Consider the following 20,900-nt stretch of genomic DNA (forward strand, 5'->3'; position numbering starts at 1 on the left):
CCAACTGGTCAGGTCTCCAGGTGCCTTCCCACCGGGGGTGACCGTGAAGCTCCGCATGCCCGCAGGCACACCCGCAGGGGTGGTGACCGCCACGTCCGCGGTTGGAGCGCGCTGCGATGCCTCCACAGGGGCCTCTGCCCTCCGCGCACACGCCGGGCCCCTCCCCCGGCACCGCGTCACCCCTGGTTTCACCGTCGGCCCAGCCCGGGACTGACAGCTCCCTCGCTCCCCCACGCGACCTCTGGAGACAGGTGTGAGCCCGCCGCGCGCCTCGCCCGTGCCCCACCCTGCGAAGGCCCCCTCAAGGCTTGGCCGCTTCGCCTTCAACGTCGGCACCTGCCTGAGCGTCGGCGAGGGCACCGGACCCGCGGAGCAGTTGCTGCGCGTCCTGTTCGCACCGACCACGAGGCACCTGCAGGGCACGCTGCGCGCCTCGACGCGCTCGGTCGCCGCCCGCGAGCCGCACCACAGCACGTTCCTGCTCCGCACGGAACACGCCGCAGATCAGCCCGCTCCGGAAGGATCCCCCATGAAGCCCAGAACTGCCCCCAGCGGATGGCGCGTCGCCGTCGCCGCGGCCGCGGCGACGGCCGCCGGGACTGCCGGTCTCGTCGCTCTGTCCGGCACGGCCGGCGCCGTCGGCGAGGCTGTGACCGTCCAGTACCGCACCAGCGCCACCGGCGCGACGGCGGACCAGGCCGAACCCTGGTTCATGGTCAAGAACACCGGCATCACCACCATCCAGCTCTCCAGCGTCAAGGTGCGCTACTACTTCAAAGCCGACTCCAACAGCGCCGGTTACCGCTTCGCCTGCTCCTGGGCGGTGAAGGGGTGTGCCAACGTCACCGGCACATTCGGCACGCTGGCCAACCCCACCGCCACCGCCGACCGCTATCTCGACGTCGGCTTCACCTCGAACGCGGGCAGCCTTGCTCCCGGCTCCGACACCGGGGACATGCAACTACGCTTCTACCGCTCGGACTGGCAGCCGCTCAACCAGAGCGACGACTACTCCTTCGGAGCCTCCCAGACGGCGTACGCGAACTGGCCGAAGGTCACTGCCCAGTTGTCCGGCAGCACGGTATGGGGCACGACACCCGGGGACAATGACCCGACCGATCCCCCCACCGATCCGCCGACCGACCCCCCTGCCGACGGACGGAGCCTGTTCGACGACTTCAACTACACCAGTTCCAGCGACCCGAAGATCTCGGCGAACGGATGGAGCGTCCGTTCCCATGCGGGCGGGCCCGGCGTGCCCGGCGCGACCTGGTCTCCGGAGAACGTCACCTTCGCCACCACCGGCGGCAACTCCGTGATGAACCTGCGGACTTCGACGGCGGGGACGGCGGAGAGCACCGAGCAGACCGAAGTCCTCACCAAGGCGACGAAGTTCAAGAACGGCACCTACGCCGCCCGGGTGAAGTTCGCCGACGCGCCGGTGTCCGGGCCTGACGGGGACCACCTCGTGCAGACCTTCTTCACCATCAACGACCTCACGGCGCCCATGGCGGACGACTACTCCGAATACGACTTCGAGTACCTGCCCAACGGCGGCTGGGGCGAGTCCTCCGACATCCTCTACACGACGTCCTGGGAGACCTACAACCCCGACCCCTGGCAGGCCGTCAACCAGCACACCGAGTCCCGGCAGAGCTACGACGGCTGGCACGATCTGCAGCTGACCATCGACAACAGCAGCATCAAGTACTACATCGACGGACAGCTCTTCGGCACCCACGACGCCGCCTACCTGCCCGAGCGCCCCATGTCGATCAACTTCAACCAGTGGCTGATCGACCTCACGGGCCAGACCGGCACCACCGCCCGCGCCTACGACGAACAGGTCGACTACGTCCTCCACGTCAAGGACCAGGCCCTGACCCCGGCTCAGGTATCAGCCAAAGTGAACGCCTACCGCACAGCAGGCACCACGTTCACGGACACCGTCCCCACCAGCTAGCGGCTCGGCTCGCATCATTGGCCGCGTAATCGACGTGCTGCGGGACGGCGAGCAGACTGACTCCTGGACCTGATCCTGGAGGTGGTCGCGGGGCGTCGACCGGGTGCGCGTCCGGCCGGTCGGCATGAAGGAGCGCCGCACGCTGCAGCGGATCATCCGGACCGCCAAAGATCCGGTGCGGCGGCGGGCGATCGTGGTGCTGATCTCCGCCCAGGGCCGGACGGTCAAGGACATCACCTCGCTGACGCAGGTCAGCGAGGACTACGTCCGCGATGTCATCCACGCCTTCAACGAGCGGGGGTTCGACACGCTGGACCCAAAATGGGGGGACGCCCAAAGGCAATCAGTGAGCGGGTGCGTGAGCACATCTGCCTGATCGCCCGGACGTCCCCCGCCGACTGGGGCCTGACCGCCTTCGCCACCTGGAGCCTGTCCAAGCTCGCCGCCCGCCTGGTACACCGGCCGTGCTCCCCCGCATCAGCTGGGAGAGGTTGAGGTCGTCGATGCGGAAGTCCGGCAGGTTCAGGAAGGCGACGTCGCCGAACGCGGCCCGTCCGATGGTGGCCCACGGGTCAGTGCCCGACCCCACGCACCCCGGCGGTACGGACCTGGCGGCGGAAGTGGTCGTTCGCGGCCACGGCGGCATGCGCAACGGCTCTCTGCTGTCGGTGGGCCTGGCCCGGTGGGACGGGGTCATGGATCTGGACCATGTGGAACGCCTCCGGAGGCTCCTCGACCTCGTCTCCGACCGCGGCGAGGATGTCACCCACACCCGGCCGGCTTGCTTCAGCGGCGCCGGCTTCAGCCCGGCCCTACGCGCCGCCGCAGCGCAGGGGCAGGTAATACTCGTTGACCTCGACCGGCTGTATGGACGGGCCTGACCCCGCCCTGCATCTGCCCTCGGACCGACTGACAACTGCCGGGCCGGGCAAGCAAAGAGAACGCGGTCGCGGAGATCTTGGCATCTTGCCATGACGGGACGGCAGGGAAAGCTCCGATATGAGTCGAAGCCGGTGGCGGGGGTAGCCACGGTTATGCGGGTGTGTCGTCTTCTCCGCCCGTCTCCGTCGTCGGCCGGCCTCCACATCCGGCGTCGAGAGAGGATCCTCATGCTTGAGAGAACCCGAGACGTGCCCTCAGGGGCCGACGCGGTCAAGGCGATCGGCACGGTGTCGAAGGACGACTACAAAGCGGTGATCGAGCCGCTCGTCGACGAAGCCCGCAGAGAGGGCCGCCGCATCCGGATCCTTTCGGAGATCGGCCCGGAATTCCAGTCGTTCACCCCGGCAGCCGGGTGGGAGGACATCAAGATCGGGATCGGCCGGATACGACGAACTCGACGACGCCGTCGCCTGGGCCGCGAATCCGCGCGACCGTAACCCTGCCGACGCGGGTTGATGCGGCAGCCGCTCTCCGCAAGAATGCAACCAGGACTGCAACCACCAGAACATCCGTTTGCCCTGGTCAGGCTGTCAGCCGTAGTGCTCGGGCCATCTCGTTCGGTGTTGCCGCCTGTTTCCCGAGCTGGGCCGAACGGCCCGCCGGATGCCCCGTCCGCATCGGTGAGGTGACGCCGGTTTTTCTGAGGCACACCGAGACGCCCGGGACCGACATCGGCGGGGCGCCGGGCGTCCGGCCACGCCCCCGTCAGGCGACGGTCACACTCTCGTCGAGATAGACGTCCTGGACGGCGTGCAGGAGCTCGATGCCCTCGGCGGTGGGGCGCTGGAAGGCTTTGCGCCCGGTGATGAGGCCGGTGCCGCCGGCCCGCTTGTTGATCACCGCGGTCCGTACCGCCTGGGCCAGGTCTCCCTGGCCGGCCGAGGCGCCGCCGCTGTTGATCAGGCCGACGCGGCCCATGTAGCAGTTGGCGACCTGCCAGCGCGTGAGGTCGATCGGGTGGTCGGTGGTGAGCCTGTCGTACAGCAGCGGGTGGGTCTTGCCGAAGCCCAGCGCGAGGTAGCCACCGTTGTTCTCCGCCTGTTTCTGTTTGACGATGTCGGCCTCGATCGTCACGCCGAGATGATTGGCCTGGCCGGTGAGGTCGGCGGACACCGCGTAGTCCACGCCGTCCTTCTTGAACGCCGAGTTGCGCAGATAGCACCACAGCACTGTGAACATGCCCAGTTCATGGGCCTGGGCGAAGACCTCGCTGGCCTCACGCAGCTGGCGGTCCGACTGTTCCGAGCCGAAGTAGACCGTGGCGCCGACGCCAACCGCGCCGAGGTTGAAGCACTGCTGGACATCGCCGAACAGGATCTGGTCGTAGTGGTTCGGGTAGGTCAGCAGCTCGTTGTGGTTGAGCTTGACGATGAAAGGGATTCGGTGCGCGTAGCGCCGCGACACGGCGCCGAGCACACCGAGTGTGCTGGCCACCGCGTTGCAGCCGCCGTCGATGGCGAGTTCGACGATGTTCGCGGGGTCGAGGTAGCGGGGGTTCGGGGCGAACGCCGACGCCGCGGAGTGCTCGATTCCCTGGTCGACCGGCAGGATCGACACGTATCCGGTGCCGGCCAGCCGACCGTGGTCGAAGAGTGACTGCAGGTTGCGCAGCACCCGGGGCGAGCGGTCGGTGCCAGCCACGACCCGGTCGACGAAGTCGGGGCCGGGCAGTACCAGGTCCTCCCCCGGGATCCCCTGGGCGGAGTGCGTCAGCAGGTCCTTGGCCTCGTCGCCCAGCAGCTCTTGGATGTCGGTCATGGTCTCCGCCTCTCCTGTCCTGTGGAATGCCGATGGAGGCGGCCGCACACATGCAGGCAGCAGGACGTGCCACAGTCCGTGCGGCCGCGTCGCGGGTTCCCAGTCCATCATCCGCGTGGGGCGGCCACCCCGCAGAGCCGGTCGGGTCCTTCGTCGAGGCCGAACGGCCCACGAGCGGGCGAACGTCTCGTCTGCCGGGACTTTCGCGGGCCCCGCCCTGGAACGGCGGGAACGGGCCCGGCGGGCGAAGGAGGACACGATGAGTCACCCCGTGTTGGCGGGCGTCGACGGATCCGACCACAGCCTCGCCGCGGCCGAGTGGGCGGCACGGGAGGCGAGGCTGCGATGTGTTCCTCTGCGTCTCGTGCACGCCGCTCCACCGCTTCCGGGCGATGCGGTTCCCCACCAGGCCGGGGAAATGCTGCGCCGCGTGGGCGAACGCATCGTCCAGGGGGTGATCGACGGCCTCGGTGCCCGCTACCCGGATCTGCGGGTGCACGACGAGCAGAGCGCCCAAGGACCGGGGCCGAGGCGCTCCAGTCCGCGGCGCGCGATGCCGGGCTGCTCTTGGTCGGGGCACGGGGCTCGGGCGGCTTCGACGGCCTCGCGGTCGGCTCGGTGGCCCTTCGGGTGGCGGCTGCGGCCGACTGCCCCGTCGTAGTGGTGCCCGGACGGCGGCCCGGGGGTTTCGGGAATGGCACGCGCCCGGCGGGCACCGTCCCTCAGGTCGTGTTGGGTTTCGACGCGCATCGCCCGGTCGACGAGGTGGCGGGCTTCGCGTTCGGGGCGGCCCGTACGCGCGGAGCGGTGCTCCGGGTGGCGCAGGCATGGGCCGTTCCCGCCGAGGCCGTGTCGCCCCGCGCTCTGTTCGTGACCGAGGAGAACCGCACCACCTGGGAGGACCAGGCGGTCCTGCGGTTGTCCGACGCCCTGCGCACCCGGCAGGAGAAGTACCCGGAGGTCACGGTCCGCGCGGATGGCGTCCTGCTCCATCCCGCGGAGGCGCTTCTGCATACGTCCCGGGGAGCCGACCTGCTGGTCGTGGGCCGCCGCGCCGACCGGGGCGGCGGCGAGGGCCGGCTGGGGCCGGTCACGCACGCCGTCCTGCACCACGCCAGCTGCGCGGTACGGTCGTACGACCGCACGTCGGCTGACACCACGCAAGCCAGCGGAGCCTCCTGGTGCGCGGAGAACGCGCCCGCACCCGGGCCCCGCCGCCGCGGACTTAACGATCTTTGCGGCGGATGCTGGTCCGCTCGGCAGGTCCTGGCCGTGCATCATGGCGGTCGCCAGCCGGCTCAGCATCCGCGCCTCCCACGTCGCGCGTACGGCTTGCCGGGTGCGCCGGGCGGCTGCGTCGGCGACCGCGCCCACCAAGACGGCGGCGATGACGCAGCCCGCCAGAGCGAGGGCGTCCGCGCCATGCTCGACGCGCAGCGAGTGAAGGGGCGCGGTGAAGTAGTAGTCGGCGAGCAGTGCCGCCGAGAGGGCCGCGGCCAGCGCCGGAACCAGCCCGCCCACCAGGGCGGCACCCACAGCAGCGAGCAAGTGGACCACCAGCACCCCGGACAGGCCGAGCCGGGGACCGGTGCGATCAGGAGCAAAGTCACAACCGGCAGCAGCAGCGCGGCCCCACCGTCGCCACCCAGAACCGAGAGGCCCGGGGGAAATATCCGGCAGAGCCGTTTGGCGCCGTGTACGGGACCAAAGGCGGCGTCCGGGACGCCGTCGTTGGACCGAAGTGCGTGCCCCTCAACCCTGCGTCTTCGCTGTCAGTCGACATCGTTCGGGGACTCGGTCGCTGCGGCACGGCCCGTATCAAGCCAGGCTTCTCGGTGTCCTGGACCCCTTGAGTCGCCTTCCCTCCCTAGGCGGCACGGCCGTCTCGGGGGGTATTACCGCAGTTTCACATTCACAATGGTCACGAGGCAGCGCCGGGAAGGAGTACAGCATGACCCGCTCTGTCGTAGTCGGGATCGACGGATCCCGAGAAAGTCTCGTCGCGGCCGAGTGGGCCGCCAGGGAGGCAGCTCTTCGAGGCCTCCAGCTGCGTCTCGTGCACGCCGCGCCCGCCCCCGCCCGTGACTCCACCGATGAGCCCGTTGCCTTGACATGGCAGCAGACCGGCGAGGAACTGCTCCAGCGCGCGAAGACCGACCTTGCCAGTCGGTATCCCCGCGTGGCGATGAGCGGCGTTCAGATTGCCGATGCGGCCGCGGCCGCGTTGCTCTCGGTTTCCGAGACGGCCGAACTCCTTGTCGTCGGGGCTCGGGGGGAAGGCGGGTTCGACGGCCTCGCCGTGGGCTCGACGGCGCTGGCGACGGCGAGCACCGCATCCTGCGCCGTCGCGATCGTGCCCGGGAATCCGGCCGCGGCAGCACACGATGCCGAGGTGTGCGTGGGCGCCGACGTGTGGCACGCGGCCGGGCCACCTCTGGACTTCGCGTTCAGCGCCGCTCAGCTCCGTGGCGCTCGGTTGCGTGCCCTGTACGCGTGGTCCCTCTCCGGCCCCGCTCCTTGGAGTGCGCACGGAGTGCCAGAAGAAGACCGGGCGGCGTGGGAGGACGAGGAAGTCCAACGCCTGTCCGACGTGCTCCAAGGCTGGCAGGACAAGTATGCGGGAGTCCCGGTGCTGCCTGATGTCGTTCTCCTCCATCCGGCCTACGCCCTGGTGCACGCCTCCCAACGGGCCGACCTGCTCGTCCTGGGCCGGCGCTCGAGCCCGCGGGCGGCTGAGCGGCGGCTGGGCCCCGTGGCCCACGCCGTCCTGCATCATTCTCGCTGCCCGGTGGTCGTCGTTCCGCATGTGTGATGCCACCACGTGGCAGCGTCAGGTGCCGAAGAAGACGTCGAACTCCGTGTACAGCTCTTGGGGAACCCGCTTGGTCGCCTTCGTCGCGTCAGCGAGCGGGATACGTGTGATGCACGTGCCGCGCAGAGCCGTCATCGTGCCGAAGTCGCCGTCCTTGACCGCGTCCACGGCGTGCAGACCGAAGCGTGTGGCGAGCCACCGATCGTACGCGCTCGGCGTGCCACCACGCTGCACGTGACCAAGAACCGTCGTGCGGGCCTCCTTCTCGGTGCGGTGCTCGACCTGCCGGGCCAGCCAGTCACCGATCCCGGACAGGCGCACGTGCCCGAACTCATCGCGCGACTCGTCCTTGACCACCATCTGCCCGGCCTTGGGAACAGCTCCCTCCGCCACGACGACAATGGGCGCGTAGTTGATCTCAAAGCGTTTCTCCACCCAGGCGCACACCTGATCGAGATCGAACTCCACTTCCGGGATGAGGATGGCGTTCGCGCCCCCGGCGACGCCTGCATGCAGAGCGATCCACCCGGAATGACGTCCCATCACTTCGACAACCAGTGTGCGCTTGTGGGACTCCGCGGTGGTGTGCAGGCGGTCGATGGCCTCAGTCGCGATGCTGACGGCAGTGTCGAAGCCGAAGGTGTAATCAGTGCCGCTCACGTCGTTGTCGATGGTCTTGGGCACGCCGACCAGGTTGACCCCGGCATCGGACAGTGCGGTTGCGACGGTGAGCGTGTCCTCGCCGCCGATGACCACGAGAGCATCGATCCTGTGCGCGCCGAGAGTGTTCTTGATGCGGTCGATGCCGTCCTCGAGCCGGAGGGGGTTGGTGCGAGAGGAGCCGAGAATCGTGCCACCAAGTGGAAGGATGCCGCGCACGGCCTGGACGTCCAAGGGCATGGTCACGTCCTTGACCGCACCACCCCACCCGTCGACGATCCCGACGAACTTCCAGGCGTACTCCTGTACGCCTTTGCGTACGACACTGCGGATCACCGCATTGAGACCGGGGCAGTCGCCGCCCCCGGTCAGCACTCCCACCCGCATGATTGCTCTCCCTTGCCTTCGCACATCGTGATCACACATGTCAGAGCACGGTGACGCGTCACGGTTTCCGACCACGAACACCGCCCGTCCGGCCTTGAGCGGAGCCAGTGCCCGTATGGAGATCTGTCTCCAGCTTGAACCCACCCGGGACGGAGCGCACGGTGCGACTTCTCTCGTCGGCTCCCGAGGATGCGGAGCCTTGTCGGCGGCCCTGCCTGAAGGTCGGCCAGGGTGCCTGGACAGAGCGGTTGCACACCTCCCCACCTGGTGGCACCTGAATCAGGACCGCTCGCCAGCGGTTCCGCCGCCCTCGACGACGAGAAGACGTCCGTCCAGGGCGGCCTGTGCCACGCCGAAAAGGCTTGTCAGCCAGACTCCGGTGCGAACATGGTCGGTCAGGCCAGTTGTACACGGCTGCGGCCCGGAGCCGGCACGGTGAACATGATGAACTGGTCGGAGGCGAAACGGTCGAGCGCTGCACCAGTACCTAGGTCGCCCAGCAGGCGCTCCGCGGTGGCCTGCCCGATCGTCTCGGCCGGACGTCCGCGGGCTCCGGCGCCGTCCGCCCCCAGCCGCCACCCGCCGGTCAGGTCCGCAAATAGCGCGAGACCGGCACCCGGCTGGAGGGCGCTGGCGTTCCTGCAGATGGGAGGCGAGTGCGATTACCCCACACCGCCCGCGCCTGCCCGGGCCGCTCCGCCTCCAGAGGCGCGAGCGGCCCTCGCGCCGAACCTCGAGTTGCAGCACACCGCCGCCGGTGGGCACGTAACCGGGCCTGACCAGCGTGACAATGACCGCAAGCCGCATGCGGTCGAGCAGCGGAGCAAGCACGTGCTGCAGATGAATGACGGAGGGGGCCCGGTCCTGAAACAGTCCAGTCCACCGATGAGCTGGACACGGACTGGCTGCCCGTGAGGGGTGGCGAGGACGGGCAGCAGCGCAAGGGACAGCGCCGTGGCCGACCCCGATGTCCCCACGTCGAACGTGTACTGGCCTCGCGGCCGGTCTCGACCAGGGCGGAAGGCCAAATCCTGTGAGCCCAGCGACGCCCCCTCGACGGTGCCGTCGACCAGCGTGCGTACGGCCTCGACCGCGCGAAGGTGCTGAGGTCTCAGCCCCGGACGTGGTCGGCGCGCCCGAACATGGCGCAGACGAACCGGAGTCCCAGTCACCGCTGCGTATGCCACGGCCGCCCGAACGATCACGCCGGATCCGCAGTAGGCAGCTCCGTCGATCTCCACAGGAGAGTTCATCAGGGCGTATTCCACTCCTCTCACATGCCATACAGCGGCAGACGCCAGACGAGCCCCGTGACCTGCCTCATCGGCGACGACGACCCGAAGGTCTCCGTGGAGGAGGCAGCCGCTTGGTCCGGGCACACCGACGGCCCGTTCACGCTGAACGTCTTCCCCGGCGGCCACTTCTTCCTGGCCCAGCACCAGACGGACATCGTTCGCCTCATGGCCACCCAGTTGGAGGCGCCCGACCGGCCATGAGGACCGGCCTGCCCCGTCGCACCGTGAAGCCTCGCACAGCGCGGCGATCCGGCTGCCGCACGCTGCCTGGCCTGCTGGCGGCAGGTCGTCCTGCAGCCCCGACGAGCGCTCCCCCGCCGACCCCGTCGCTTGGGCGGCGTTCTTGTTCTCGGGAGCGTGAGCCCGATGCGTACTATGGCCGGCCAGGTTACGCCTCTCCGATCGTGATCAGACCCAGGACTTGTCCGGGGCGATCTCTGTGGGGCCGTCATCAACCGCGCAGCCGCAGGGACGGTGAAACGGCCGCCCGCTTGGACGAATACGGGCGGTTGCAGGGCACTAGAGGTGGACCATGCGCTGGAAAGGACCACTCAACGCCTTCCATATCGCCTTCGAGAGCCGCCTGCCCCTGAGCAACAACTGACCACTCAACAACCAGGATCAGCCGTTCAATTGACACACCCGACCGAGATCCGGCCTCTGGCCAGTGAGGTGCGGGTGCGGCTCCGGCGGCCCTGGTGGCCCGGGCGATGCCCGGCCCGGCGCCGGTGTGCCCGCGCCCGTTCGTGGCCGGCGCTTGTTGGCGGTCGGGGTCGAAGTCCGAGCGGATAGGGCCGAAAGGGCCCCCGGGGAGTGCCCTGGGCGGCCCATACGGCGGGGTTGTCGCGCGGGCTACGGTCGCGCGGGTGGTGCGCCGACGTGCTGCCCCCCCCGGGCCGGTGTTCGGCCCGGCTGTGCGCGAGCTCGCCCCCGCCCGGGCGACACCCTCGCCCGAAGACGCACCCCGCCCCGAGACGCACCTGCCCTGAGGAACACTGTGCACCGTAGACGTCCTGAAGCAGGATCCGGCCAAGCGGCCGGTCCTTCCCCGGCCGCTGTGCCGGTCGAGCTGTCCACCACCGGCCCGCCACGTCCTCCGAAGTACCGCAACACCGTCCACGCCCCGTTCTTCACCGCGGCAGTGCTGTCCGTCTTCACCGTCGGCGCGTCGTGGGGCGTCCTCATCCTGTGGCGGATCGGCTTCGACGAGCGCTTCACCGGGGTGTCCGTCCATGAGATCAACGCGCACGGTTACGCACAGATCACCGGATGGGTCGGGCTGTTCGTCATGGGCTTCGGCTACCAGGCGTTCCCGCGGCTGTGGCGTACCTCCCTGGCCGCCGCGCGCCTGGTGCCGGTCGTCCTGGCGGTGGCCCTTGCGGGGCTGGTGACGGCTGTTATCGGCATGGGAGCGCACGGCTACCGGGCCGGGGGCGGCTGGACGGTCCCCGTGGCCCTGGCCGGCCACGCTCTCGTGCTGGTCGCGTCCCTGCTGTTCGCCGGGCAGCTCCTGGTGACGTACCGGCGCAGCGGGGGCCCACTGCGTCCGATCACGGGCTTCATCGGCTCGGGAGTGTTCTGGATCGTCGGCCAGGCGGCCTTCGGGCTCTGGCACACGGCGATGACCATGACTGCCGCCGCGCGTTCCGACCTGCTGTGGTACATCGCGACCTACCAGGCTCCGCTGCGCGACATGCAAATCCACGGCATGGTGCTGCTGATGATCCTCGGTCTGTCGAGTCATCTGCTGCCGCAGATGTTCGGTGTGGCGCGGACACCCGAGCGCCGGGCCTGGACGGCCCTGCTGCTGATCAACGTGGGCGTGGTCACCGAGGTCGTCGTCTTCATCGCATACCGGTGGACCGGCGCCCACTGGGCCGCCGCCCTCCTGATGCTGCCGTGGCTGATGATTGCCGGCGGGGTGGCGGCCATGGCACTGCCCTGGCGCCTGTGGCGGCGGCTGCCCCGCAACGACCACCGGTCAGGCAAGTTCGTCCGCGCCGCCTACGGGTGGCTGGCGCTCTCCCTGGTGATGCTGCTGCTGATGCCCGTCTACCAGTCCGTCACCGGCCTCGCATTCAGCCACGCGTACTACGGGGCGATCCGGCACGCGATCACCGTCGGCTTCGCCTCCATGATGATCACGGGGATCGCCGCGCGGGTGGCGCCCACCCTGCGCGGCATCCACCCCGGCACCCTCGGATCGCTCACGGGCCCCTTCGTCCTTCTCAACACCGGCTGCGCACTGCGGGTCATCCTGCAGACCCTCACCGACTGGCACCCGTTCTTCTTCTCCGTCGTCGGGATCAGCGGGCTGCTGGAACTGACCGCGCTCGCCTGGTGGGGCACCGGCCTGCTGCGGATCATCCACGGGCCCACGGTGCCCGGAGCCGGCGTGTACGCACCGGCCGTTCCCCGCCCGGCCGCGGGCGCCGCCTGATCCCGCCCCGCCCACCACCGCCCGTACAGATGGCCGGGGCGGTGGTCTGCCGTCGGGTGCGCCAGGTGTGCTTGCGCGTGTGCGGCGGGCGGTGACGGCGGTCAGTGCTGGTGTCCGCCCTCGCCGCCGGTCTCCTCGGCGACCTTCTCCATCTGCTCGAACATCTGCCGGGCCTCGGCGGCACTGAGTTTGCGGTCGAGCAGCGGGAGGAAGACCTCTTCCTCCTTGGCGAAGTGCAGGCCCACGATGCCGTTGAGTGAGTAGAGGATCTGGCGCAGTTCCCGCTCCTGGGCGGGCGAGGATGCGCCTTCGTGCAGTTTCCCGCCGAGCTCGCCGAGCTTGTCGGTCAGGGCGGCGACCTCGGTGTGGTCACGGCGCATCGTGTCGGTCGCGCGGGTGTTTCCGTTCCTGCCGATCAGGCTGTCCACCTTCGCGTAGAGCACCTTGTCCTCGGCGACGGCGTGGGGGATGAGCTGCTGGGAGAGGAACGTGTACGACGCGTGCACCTTCTCGCGCTGTTCCTGCAACGGCGTGGTGCCGATCGCGTCGCCCGCGGCGGCGAGGGCCTCGATGTGCGGGAGCAGTTCGCGGTGCTCGGCCCGCAGGGGCTCGGTCACCCGGGTCCCGCCCGCTTCGTTCTTCTGCGGCCCGGACTTGTCCGCGGGGCCGACCCACGTCCAGGCGCTCGCGCCGACGGTGGCTGCGGCCGCCACGGCGAGGGCCGCGTACACCTTGGGATACCTCATGGTGGAACTCCCTGTTGCTTGACACGTGTCCAATTAGACACGTGTCAAGAGTAAGTTGGACTGGACACGTGTCAAGTAAGCTGAGCCTTATGAAACCGGACAAGAGGAACGGGACCCGCGACGCGATCGTCGACAATGCGCTGCGACTCTTCGCCGAGCGGGGATACGACGCGGTGCGCGTCCAGGACCTCGCCCGCGCGGCCGGGGTTTCACGCGCCACCTTCTACAACCACTTCTCCGAACGGGAGGAGGTCCTCGGAGCGCTCTTCGAGCGCCTGCTGGTCAGCGAGGAGGCCGGGTCCGAGACGGCGCAGGACACCCCGCCGCTCCAGCGCGTCGGGGCGGTTCTCAACGACGCCGTCCGCAGGATGCTGCAGCAGCAGGAACTGGCCCGGTTCGTCTACAGCCTCCCCGTACGCCACGAGTCACTGCTCAGGCCGGACGTGCCCTCGACGCCGGCCGTGTTCGTCACGATCCACCGCCTGCTCGAGGCCGCCGCCGCACGCGGCGAACTCCGCGACGACGTACCGATCGACCTGGTGTGCGCACACGTGCACAACGCGCTGGAGACGGGGATGCGCGCCTGGGCGGACGGCCGTACCGACGACCCGGAAGGCCGCGTGGGAATGCTGGTGGACCTGGCGCTGTACGGCATCCTCGCCCCGGCCGGCACCCGCCCGCCCGACCCGCGCCCGGGGCACAGCTGACCGGGCAGTCCGAGCCGCAGATCGCTGATACCACGGTGGCTGATGAAGCTGGTGTGCGGGTAGCGAAGGAGGTGGCACGGAAGAGGGCGGCGTCCAGAAGGCCACGCGGCAGTAGCCGCGCGTCGTCCGCACGGTGCGCCGGAACGGGCGCGCCCCAATGGCACCTGTGGCGGCGATCGGCGCGGTGGTCACCGAGCGGGCCTGGGATCTCCCGGCCGCCGACGCCACGGTGTGGTACGACGCGACGCAGTCAGTAGGCCCTAAACACCCGCTGTGCATTTGGGTGAGGGTGAGGCCGGGATCGCGATGGCGTTCACGCTGTCCGTGGTGTGGACCGGCTGAGCCGATCGGCCTGGTCCTTCTTCTCCGGGATGACTGCCTTGATGCCGCGCCTGCGCAAGTGGGCCCGGTTGCTGCGGGCCGAGTAGGCCTTGTCCCCGGCGACCGCGTCCGGCCGGGTGCGGCGACGGCCGGCGGGGCAGCCGCGAGGTCCAGGATCAGGCCCCTGTTACCGTTTCGCGAACGCCACAACTGCGCCTCATGGTGCCGAAGCGCAGGATGGTGCTTATGTCAACCCGCAGCAAGAGTTAGCCCTTCCGGTCCCAGTTCGAGAGATCTCCGCTCCGCGCCGACGGCGGTGCTGCGACGGTGAAGCTCCATCAGACCGAAGGAGACCGAGTTGTGCATTCAGCCATACCGGCTCGGAGGTGCCGGAGCTGACCGTGAAAGGTCGCCCGCGCCAGCAATCCTCGGGGCACCACCGCCATGGCCATCCGTGACCATCTCGACGGACTGTGGCGGGACGAGAACTTCGCCGAGTGGTACCCGCGGGACGGCAAGCCGGGACTCTCCCCGGCCCAACTGGCGACCGTGTCAGCCTGCAGTTCCTCATGCAACTGTCCGACCCGCAGGCCGCCGAAGCCGTCCGCTGCCGGATCGACGGCATGACCCTCACCAACACCGCACCCGCACCGCCCGCCACCCAATCCGAGCCGGGCGGACCGGGAGCACTGCGCCGCGGGCTGCCCGTCCTGGCATCCGCAGCAGTGCTGCTCGTCCTGCTCCTGCTGCCGTTCTCGGCGCTGAACATCCCCGTGCTGCTGGACGGACCCGTCAACTCCCCCGGATCCCTCCAGCTGTTCGCGCTCTGCCTGCTCTTCGCGGGGCTCGCACTCAGCTACGACCTGATGTTCGGCCGTACCGGACGCTCTCCTTCGGGCACGCCCTCTACGTGGCAGGCGGCGCATACGGTACACAGCTGGCCATGACCCACCTCGGTCTGGCCCTGCTGCCCGCCGCGCTGCTCACTCTGGCCGCCAAAACCGCGCTCGCCGTCCTCATCGGCGCCGTCTCGCTGCGCTCCGTCGCCCTCGGACCGATCGGGTTCGCCATGGTCACCCTGGTCTTCGCACAGGCCGGAGCGATCTGGGTGGAACGCAACCCCGGCGGCCTGACCGGCGGCAAGGAGGGCCTGACACTGAGCACCGAGGGCGTGCCCGCGGCGCTGATCGGGGTGCAGAACCCGGTCAACGTCTACTGGCTCGCCCTCGGCTACCTCGCCCTGGTAGCCGCCGTCGTGTGAACGGCCACGGCGCGGCCGATCGGCCGGACCTGGCAGGGCATCAGGGACAACGAGCTGCGGGTCGCGGTCCTCGGCCACAGCCCCTTCGCGTACAAGGTCGCCGCCTTCACCCTGGCCAGCGCACTGGCCGTGCTCGGCGGCACCCTGCACCTGCTCGTCACCGCAGGCGCCACACCCCGCACCAGAACCCCGACTTCACCCTCACACTCCTGGTGATGGTGGTGCTCGGCGGCAGCGGCACCCGCTGGGGACCGGTCGTCGGCGGTGTCCTGTTCACCTACCTCGACCAGCGGCTGCCGAGCTGGAACCTGGGCCTGGAACCCATGCTCGTCCTCGGCACACTGTTCGTGATAGCCGTCTACGTGGCCTCGGGCGGCCTGGCCGCACTGGGCAGAAGGAGGAAGTCCGCATGACCACGCGTACTGCGCAGGAACTCACCGTCCCGGTGCGAGGAGGCGACCTCGCCGTTACCCGGTGGCCCGGCGAGGGGCCCGCGGTCATCGCGCTGCACGGCATCACCGCCAACAGCCTGGCCTTCGTAGCCGCCGCCGAACAGCTCGGCGACGTCGACCTGTGCGCCCCAGACCTGCGCGGCCGGGCCCACAGCGCCGGACTGCCGGGGCCGTACGGCATTCCCGCCCACGTCGAGGACATCCTCGCCCTGCTCGACCACCTGGGCCTGCGACAGGCGCTGCTCATCGGCCACTCGCTCGGGGCCTTCATCGCCGCGGTGGCCGCCGCGCGGCACCCGGACCGCTTCCCCCGCGTGGTCCTCGTCGACGGCGGCCTCGGCTTCCCCATGCCGGGAGGCGCGGACATCGACGAGGTCATCGAGTCCGTCATCGGACCCGCGATGCGCCGGCTCAAGGAGACCTTCCCGAACCGCGAGGCATACCACACACACTTCCGCGAGCACCCGTCCCTCACCGACCACTGGGGCCCGCACGTCCAGGCATACGTGGACCGCGATCTGACCGGCGAGCCCCCCGAGATGCACAGCAGCTGCGTCCTGGACGCGATCCGGGCCGACGGCGCGGGCCCCCTCGGCGACACTGAGACGCTGGCCGCCATCCACCAGCCCCAGGTGCGCGGCACCCTGCTGTGGGCACAGCGCGGAGTGATGAACGAACCCCAGGGCTTGTACGACGAGGGACGCCTCGCCGCCGGCGACCTCGACCCGGACCGGATCACCACCCGTCGGATCGACGACACCAACCACTACACGATCCTGCTCGCAAAGAACGCGACGGCAGCCATCGCGGAGGCGGTGCACGCCGAGCTGAAGCAGATGTAGCACCACCTCAGCCCCGGGTTACCGAGCGGGGCCTTCCACGCCGAGGCGGAGGCGGGGCAGCGCCCCCACGCTCTCCGAAGCGGCATCAGGATGCGCCCAGGGACGGCCCCTGGCCGACGGCCGGCGGCGAGCTGACCGCACACATCTCGCCCTCTCACGCCTGCGGGGGACACTCCAGCAGGACTTCACCATTCCCGTCTCGGCGACGGCTCGACACGGGCTCACTGACGGTGTATCAAATCTGACCCACTTGGTGATCTCCGTCTGACCTGGCCTTGGTGATCAAGGTCAGAGGGGGAGGCGATCCACGTGGAAGACTGGGCAGAGATCCGCAGGCTGCACCGGCCGAACAGATGCCGATCAGGGCGATCGCGAGGCATCTGGGCATCTCGAACAACAGGGCTCGGCCGTGGACGCGGTCGACGTGCAGATCCGCGAGCTTCTTCGGGAGACGCCGACGATACCCGCGACGGTGATCGCGGAGTGGATCGGCTGGCAGCGCGGGATGACGAACCATCCATCAGGTCAGCAACGTGCCTCCGCCCAACTCGGCAGGCCGCGGGGCTGGCTGGTCCATTCCGGAACATCTGACCAGCAGTACTCAGCAGCTCTGCGCTCAACATCGCCGGCTCTCGGCAGCCCATCGGTACTCGCTGCCCGGAGAGGGCCTGACGTGCCCGGTCCGGCACGTGTGGGGCGGCCTGCGGAGCGGGTGCGATCAGGGCGGGACCTGGCCCTTGTCATGACAAGGCCGTCACCGCTGCACGACTTCACGAGCCTGATGGCCGTCGACGTCGTCGGATCAGGTGTAGGGCAGTCGGAGGTTTGACAGGTCGCCTCCGGTTTTGTCGGCGTAGTGCTCCCAGCCGGGGAGCGGGTCGGTGACGAAGTACCGGTAGGCCCCGATGACCCGCTCGGCGTCGACGGACAGATCGAACCGGGTGCTTCCTCCGGCGTACTTCAAGTTCGGCCCGGAAGCGGTGAACGTCACCGGCTTGTACGGGCTGCCGTCATGATTGGCACCGTCGGCCGACGGCACCGTCACACTGGCCGCGGCCCCAGCGGTAGCGGTACCTGTCAGCGTCCCGTCACCGCTCGGGTACAGCGTGGGCGACGAACCCGGGCGGCGTGGGCGTCGGAGTTGGGGTGGGTCCTGTGCTGCCGGGCGCGCTGCCGCCGCTCCGGGGGTGGGCGCCGGCGGTGACCGTTTTCCCAGCGGGTACCTGCGCGGTGGTTCCGTCGGAGAAGTGCACGGTTGTGTCGGTGGCGGTGGTGTTGGCGGCAACGCAGGCGCGTTGGCCGTACTGTCAGCGGCCCGGATAGCCACCGCGGGGAATGCGTAGTGCCAGCCCGAATCCGATCAGGGCCAGCGCGCCCATGCCGGTGGCCGCCACGGTCAGCGCCTCCCCTCTGGCCCGGGCGTTGATCCGCACGAGCTCGTCGGCCGCCGCGCCCGTGACGCCCCGCGACGCCAGCTTCGTACGGATGGCGCCGTCGGTCGCGGCGGTGATCTGGATCTGATGGTCGAGTGTCTGCTTGACGAGCTGCTTCTGGTCAAAGGACAAGACGTCGCTGGCATCCGCCGCTGCCTCGAACGCGAAGAGCAGGGCCGTGGTCATGAATGCGCCGGCGAGCGCGACTCCGAACGAACTTCCGAGATAACCGGCGGTGCGGGACAATCCCGTCACGTCGCTCACTTCCTCCGGAGGAGGCGCTGACTGGATGAGGTCGGTCACCGTCGTGGCCAGACCCCGGCCGAGCCCGATGAGGAGGAGACCCGGTGCGAGTGCCAGGCCCATGGCCGACACTTCCCGCTGACGCGGGTCGAACATCGCGGCGATCGCGACGCAGCCGGCGGCCATGCAGAGGAACGCCCCCATCTGGGCTGTGCGGTGGGTCATCCGCCCACTCGCGATGAGCCTGGCGGCCCTCGAGGCCGCCACCGTCAGCCCCAACGGCACCGCGATCAGCGTGACTCCGCTCCGCAGCGCGTCGAACCCCACGGTCGTCTGCAGGAAGACCGGCACCAGGAAGAGCATGCCGGTGGGGACCAGGATCTGCATCACCAGGGTCAGGGTCCCGACCCGGATCGTGCGGTTGCGCAGCACCGACAGCCGCACCAGCGGGTCCCTGCCGCGCCTGATCAGGTGACGCTCCCAACCGGCGAACAGGCCCAGGACCACCAGTCCGATGCCAGCGAGCAGTGGCACGGGTGACACCTGGCCGCGGTGGAGCAGGGTATTGCCGAAGACCTCGAAGTCCTTCCGGTCCCTGAGCAGGCCGTACCGCCCCGCCATCAGGGTCGCGACGACGAGCAGCCCGAATCCGGTGGCCGACAGCAGTGCGCCCAGGACGTCGAAGCGCTGTCCGGGGCGCACACGGGGTCGCCCGGGATCGACCGTCCGCCACATGAGCAGCACCACGGCCAACGTGAGGACGCTTTCCAGGAGGAACGACATTCGCCAACTGAGGTAGTGGGTGATCAGGCCACCCACCACCGGGCCCGCCGCCGACCCGATTCCCGCGGTCACACCGAGCGCGGACAGGACCTTTGTCCGGGTGGCCCCGGTGAAGGCCGCGGTGAGCATGGCCACCACCGCCGGAAGCATCAGCGCCACGCCGACCCCCTGGAGCACGGACCAGCCGACCAGCATGAACGGCAGACTCGGGCCGAGGGCGGTGATCAGTGCGCCCATGCCGAAGATCTCGCCGCCAAGAACGAAGGTCCGCGGGTACCCGCGGCGTGCGCCGAGCTTGCTTCCGGTGATCAGACATGCGGCGACCACCAGCGCGTACAGCGAGATCGCCAACTGCACTCCGGTCAGCGAGGTGTGCAGGTCCCTGACGATCGCCGACAGCGCCACGTTCATGGCGGTCGAGGTGTAGTTGATCAGGACGTTCTCGACGGAGAGAAGGACGAACAATGCTCTGAGGGCCTGGGGTGCGTCCCTGACCGGACCTCTGATCCGCCTGGTTCTGTGTTGCCGTTCCACGGTCCCGTCCTGCCGTCCGATCGCCTTTCCGTCGGCCCCCTCCCGGTCCACGGTCCAGAGTGCACGTCCGGCACACCGCAGCCCCGCGGGACGCGCGCCCGCCGTCCGCTCCCCCTCCACCTCGCGGACAACTCCCCCGTACGGCCCAACTGCACCGGGCGCGGTCACCGGCTGGGGGACATCATCGGAAGGAACGCCGAGGCGCAAAGCGGGGACTCACCGGCGACCGGGCACCAGAGAGGACAGGACACGGCGTGCGAACCACCACGCTGGGCAGCTCGGGCCCCGAGGCCGGCGTCATCGGCCTGGGATGCATGGGCCTGAGCTCGGGCATGAGCTTCGGCTACGACAGGAGGAGCCCGCGGGACGAGGCAACGTCGATCATGGTGATCCGCCAGGCACTCGACCTGGGCGCGACGCTGATCGACACCGCGGACGTGTACGGCCCGTACACCAATGAGGAGACGGTAGGCAGGGCGCTGGCGGACGGCCGGCGCGGGCATGCGGTGCTGGCCACCAAGGTCGGCCTGGCCCTCACCGGCCCCGAGCTCGGTTCCGGCAACTCCCCCGGTGCCGTCCCGGACGGCCGTCCCGAGCACGTACGGGCATCGATCGACGGCAGCCTGCGGCGGCTCGGCACCGATCACGTGGACCTGTACCAGTTGCACCGGGTGGACCCGCAAGTCCCGCTGGAGGAGACCTGGGGGGCGATGGCCGAGGTCGTGGCGGCCGGGAAGGCGCGGTGGATCGGCCTCTCCGAGGTGACGGTGGAGCAGGTCGAGCGGGCGAGGAGAGTGCACCCGGTGGCGTCGGTGCAGTCCGAGCTGTCGCTTTGGACGCGGGACCCGCTCGTCGAGATGGTGCCGTACTGCGAGGAGCAGGGCATCGCCTTCCTGCCGTTCGCGCCCCTCGGGCGAGGTTTCCTCGCCGGGAGGTTCTCATCCTTCGACGACCTGCCCGAGGACGACCTGCGGCGTCGGCTGCCGCGCTTCCAACGCGACGCGCTCCGTGCCAACCTGGCCATCGTCGGCCGGATGCGGGAGGTCGCCGAACGGGTGGGGGCCACGCTGGCGCAGGTGGCACTGGCCTGGCTGCTGGCCCAGGGCCGGTACGTGGTGCCCGTCCCGGGGACCAGGACCCCGGCGCACCTGTGGGACAACGCCGACGCGGCGGACGTCAAGCTCGGCGCGGCGGACCTCGCCGATCTCGACGCCTTGCCGGCCCCGCACGGCGGGCGTTACTGACCCGAGTGCGCGTCAGGCCGGTCTGGAGCCGATCGCCGGCCGTGTCACCAATGTGCGCCCGTCGACGACATGTGCTG

General features: G+C 69.7%; 21 protein-coding genes and 6 pseudogenes. 17 read left to right on the top strand and 10 right to left on the bottom strand.

Translation table 11 applies throughout. The features are described from left to right. Positions 1–529 precede the first annotated feature (529 nt). The 4 genes from ACFY1J_RS38950 (at position 530) to ACFY1J_RS38965 (ending at position 3,342) form a co-directional block, all read left to right on the top strand. Positions 530–1,963 (top strand): cellulose binding domain-containing protein, encoded by a 1,434-nt coding sequence (locus ACFY1J_RS38950; protein ID WP_390708091.1) that lies wholly within the window; start codon positions 530–532, stop codon positions 1,961–1,963. A 124-nt stretch (positions 1,964–2,087) separates the two neighbouring features. Continuing rightward, on the top strand, positions 2,088–2,339 hold the full coding sequence (locus ACFY1J_RS38955; RefSeq protein WP_390707683.1) for a helix-turn-helix domain-containing protein: 252 nt from the start codon (positions 2,088–2,090) through the stop codon (positions 2,337–2,339). Between the two features lie 199 nt (positions 2,340–2,538). Further along, positions 2,539–2,844 carry a hypothetical protein gene (locus ACFY1J_RS38960; RefSeq protein WP_390707684.1) on the top strand — a complete coding sequence of 102 codons (306 nt, stop codon included), beginning with the start codon at positions 2,539–2,541 and terminating at the stop codon, positions 2,842–2,844. 228 nt (positions 2,845–3,072) lie between these two features. Further along, a complete protein-coding gene (locus tag ACFY1J_RS38965; RefSeq protein WP_390707685.1) occupies positions 3,073–3,342 on the top strand; it encodes an STAS/SEC14 domain-containing protein in 270 nt (89 codons plus the stop codon). Positions 3,343–3,610: 268 nt separating this feature from the next. Here ACFY1J_RS38965 and ACFY1J_RS38970 read toward each other — a convergent pair whose 3' ends face one another. After that, complete coding sequence (locus tag ACFY1J_RS38970) at positions 3,611–4,663, bottom strand: class I fructose-bisphosphate aldolase (protein WP_390707686.1); 1,053 nt, start codon at positions 4,661–4,663, stop codon at positions 3,611–3,613. Positions 4,664–4,922: 259 nt separating this feature from the next. Here ACFY1J_RS38970 and ACFY1J_RS38975 point away from each other — a divergent pair, with 259 nt between their 5' ends. Together ACFY1J_RS38975 and ACFY1J_RS38980 are read left to right on the top strand one after the other, a co-directional pair. Further along, complete coding sequence (locus ACFY1J_RS38975; protein ID WP_390707687.1) at positions 4,923–5,324, top strand: universal stress protein; 402 nt, start codon at positions 4,923–4,925, stop codon at positions 5,322–5,324. Then, a pseudogene (locus ACFY1J_RS38980) lies at positions 5,231–5,731 on the top strand (universal stress protein); the annotation flags it as partial. The gene ACFY1J_RS38975 and the pseudogene ACFY1J_RS38980, both read left to right, overlap by 94 nt. 315 nt (positions 5,732–6,046) lie before the next feature. Here the strand turns inward: ACFY1J_RS38980 and ACFY1J_RS38985 are convergent. Further along, positions 6,047–6,226: pseudogene (locus tag ACFY1J_RS38985) on the bottom strand (DUF4118 domain-containing protein); the annotation flags it as partial. A gap of 388 nt (positions 6,227–6,614) precedes the next feature. Between ACFY1J_RS38985 and ACFY1J_RS38990 the strand changes: the two are divergent. After that, entirely contained in the window at positions 6,615–7,475 is an 861-nt protein-coding gene (locus ACFY1J_RS38990; protein WP_390707688.1) for a universal stress protein, read from the top strand. Between the two features lie 18 nt (positions 7,476–7,493). Here ACFY1J_RS38990 and ACFY1J_RS38995 read toward each other — a convergent pair whose 3' ends face one another. The 4 genes and pseudogenes from ACFY1J_RS38995 to ACFY1J_RS39010 all read right to left on the bottom strand — a co-directional run. Continuing rightward, positions 7,494–8,522 carry a 6-phosphofructokinase gene (locus ACFY1J_RS38995; protein WP_390707689.1) on the bottom strand — a complete coding sequence of 343 codons (1,029 nt, stop codon included), beginning with the start codon at positions 8,520–8,522 and terminating at the stop codon, positions 7,494–7,496. A gap of 395 nt (positions 8,523–8,917) precedes the next feature. Next, a complete protein-coding gene (locus tag ACFY1J_RS39000) occupies positions 8,918–9,169 on the bottom strand; it encodes a hypothetical protein (protein WP_390708092.1) in 252 nt (83 codons plus the stop codon). Between the two features lie 85 nt (positions 9,170–9,254). Next, positions 9,255–9,491, bottom strand: a pseudogene (locus ACFY1J_RS39005) (hypothetical protein); the annotation flags it as partial. Next, positions 9,407–9,775 (bottom strand): annotated as a pseudogene (locus ACFY1J_RS39010) (RNA 3'-terminal phosphate cyclase); the annotation flags it as partial. The pseudogenes ACFY1J_RS39010 and ACFY1J_RS39005, both read right to left, overlap by 85 nt. Before the next feature lie 24 nt (positions 9,776–9,799). On the opposite strand from ACFY1J_RS39010, the gene ACFY1J_RS39015 reads away from it, so the two are divergent. Together ACFY1J_RS39015 and ACFY1J_RS39020 are read left to right on the top strand one after the other, a co-directional pair. Continuing rightward, entirely contained in the window at positions 9,800–10,018 is a 219-nt protein-coding gene (locus ACFY1J_RS39015) for a thioesterase II family protein (RefSeq protein ID WP_390707690.1), read from the top strand. A gap of 856 nt (positions 10,019–10,874) precedes the next feature. Beyond that, positions 10,875–12,257 (top strand): NnrS family protein, encoded by a 1,383-nt coding sequence (locus ACFY1J_RS39020; RefSeq protein ID WP_390707691.1) that lies wholly within the window; start codon positions 10,875–10,877, stop codon positions 12,255–12,257. 101 nt (positions 12,258–12,358) lie between these two features. Here the strand turns inward: ACFY1J_RS39020 and ACFY1J_RS39025 are convergent, their stop codons facing one another. After that, positions 12,359–13,003 carry a hemerythrin domain-containing protein gene (locus ACFY1J_RS39025; protein ID WP_390707692.1) on the bottom strand — a complete coding sequence of 215 codons (645 nt, stop codon included), beginning with the start codon at positions 13,001–13,003 and terminating at the stop codon, positions 12,359–12,361. An 89-nt stretch (positions 13,004–13,092) separates the two neighbouring features. Between ACFY1J_RS39025 and ACFY1J_RS39030 the strand changes: the two genes are divergently transcribed. Further along, on the top strand, positions 13,093–13,710 hold the full coding sequence (locus ACFY1J_RS39030) for a TetR/AcrR family transcriptional regulator (RefSeq protein ID WP_390707693.1): 618 nt from the start codon (positions 13,093–13,095) through the stop codon (positions 13,708–13,710). A gap of 349 nt (positions 13,711–14,059) precedes the next feature. Here ACFY1J_RS39030 and ACFY1J_RS39035 read toward each other — a convergent pair. Further along, positions 14,060–14,188, bottom strand: a pseudogene (locus ACFY1J_RS39035) (IS5/IS1182 family transposase); the annotation flags it as partial. Positions 14,189–14,600: 412 nt separating this feature from the next. On the opposite strand from ACFY1J_RS39035, the gene ACFY1J_RS39040 reads away from it, so the two are divergent. The 6 genes and pseudogenes from ACFY1J_RS39040 to ACFY1J_RS39065 form a co-directional block, all read left to right on the top strand. Further along, a complete protein-coding gene (locus tag ACFY1J_RS39040; RefSeq protein WP_390707694.1) occupies positions 14,601–14,978 on the top strand; it encodes a hypothetical protein in 378 nt (125 codons plus the stop codon). Further along, on the top strand, positions 14,975–15,292 hold the full coding sequence (locus ACFY1J_RS39045) for a hypothetical protein (protein ID WP_390707695.1): 318 nt from the start codon (positions 14,975–14,977) through the stop codon (positions 15,290–15,292). The genes ACFY1J_RS39040 and ACFY1J_RS39045 overlap by 4 nt, the downstream gene beginning before the upstream one ends. A gap of 54 nt (positions 15,293–15,346) precedes the next feature. Beyond that, positions 15,347–15,508, top strand: coding sequence for a hypothetical protein (locus ACFY1J_RS39050; protein ID WP_390708093.1), 162 nt, complete (start codon positions 15,347–15,349; stop codon positions 15,506–15,508). Further along, positions 15,508–15,705, top strand: coding sequence for a hypothetical protein (locus ACFY1J_RS39055; RefSeq protein WP_390707696.1), 198 nt, complete (start codon positions 15,508–15,510; stop codon positions 15,703–15,705). Before ACFY1J_RS39050 ends, ACFY1J_RS39055 begins: the two co-directional genes overlap by 1 nt. Then, on the top strand, positions 15,702–16,586 hold the full coding sequence (locus ACFY1J_RS39060) for an alpha/beta fold hydrolase (protein ID WP_390707697.1): 885 nt from the start codon (positions 15,702–15,704) through the stop codon (positions 16,584–16,586). Before ACFY1J_RS39055 ends, ACFY1J_RS39060 begins: the two co-directional genes overlap by 4 nt. 303 nt (positions 16,587–16,889) lie before the next feature. Further along, a pseudogene (locus tag ACFY1J_RS39065) lies at positions 16,890–17,094 on the top strand (IS21 family transposase); the annotation flags it as partial. Positions 17,095–17,388: 294 nt separating this feature from the next. Here ACFY1J_RS39065 and ACFY1J_RS39070 read toward each other — a convergent pair. Continuing rightward, positions 17,389–17,631, bottom strand: a complete 243-nt coding sequence (locus ACFY1J_RS39070) for a hypothetical protein (RefSeq protein WP_390707698.1) — start codon at positions 17,629–17,631, stop codon at positions 17,389–17,391. 262 nt (positions 17,632–17,893) lie between these two features. Then, a complete protein-coding gene (locus tag ACFY1J_RS39075) occupies positions 17,894–19,510 on the bottom strand; it encodes an MFS transporter (RefSeq protein ID WP_390732891.1) in 1,617 nt (538 codons plus the stop codon). Positions 19,511–19,833: 323 nt separating this feature from the next. On the opposite strand from ACFY1J_RS39075, the gene ACFY1J_RS39080 reads away from it, so the two are divergent. After that, a complete protein-coding gene (locus tag ACFY1J_RS39080) occupies positions 19,834–20,823 on the top strand; it encodes an aldo/keto reductase (RefSeq protein ID WP_390707700.1) in 990 nt (329 codons plus the stop codon). The last annotated feature ends 77 nt before the right edge of the window (positions 20,824–20,900 follow it).

The organism is Streptomyces sp. NPDC001406 (assembly GCF_042895285.1).
In the GTDB taxonomy this organism is placed as follows: Bacteria; Actinomycetota; Actinomycetes; order Streptomycetales; family Streptomycetaceae; genus Streptomyces.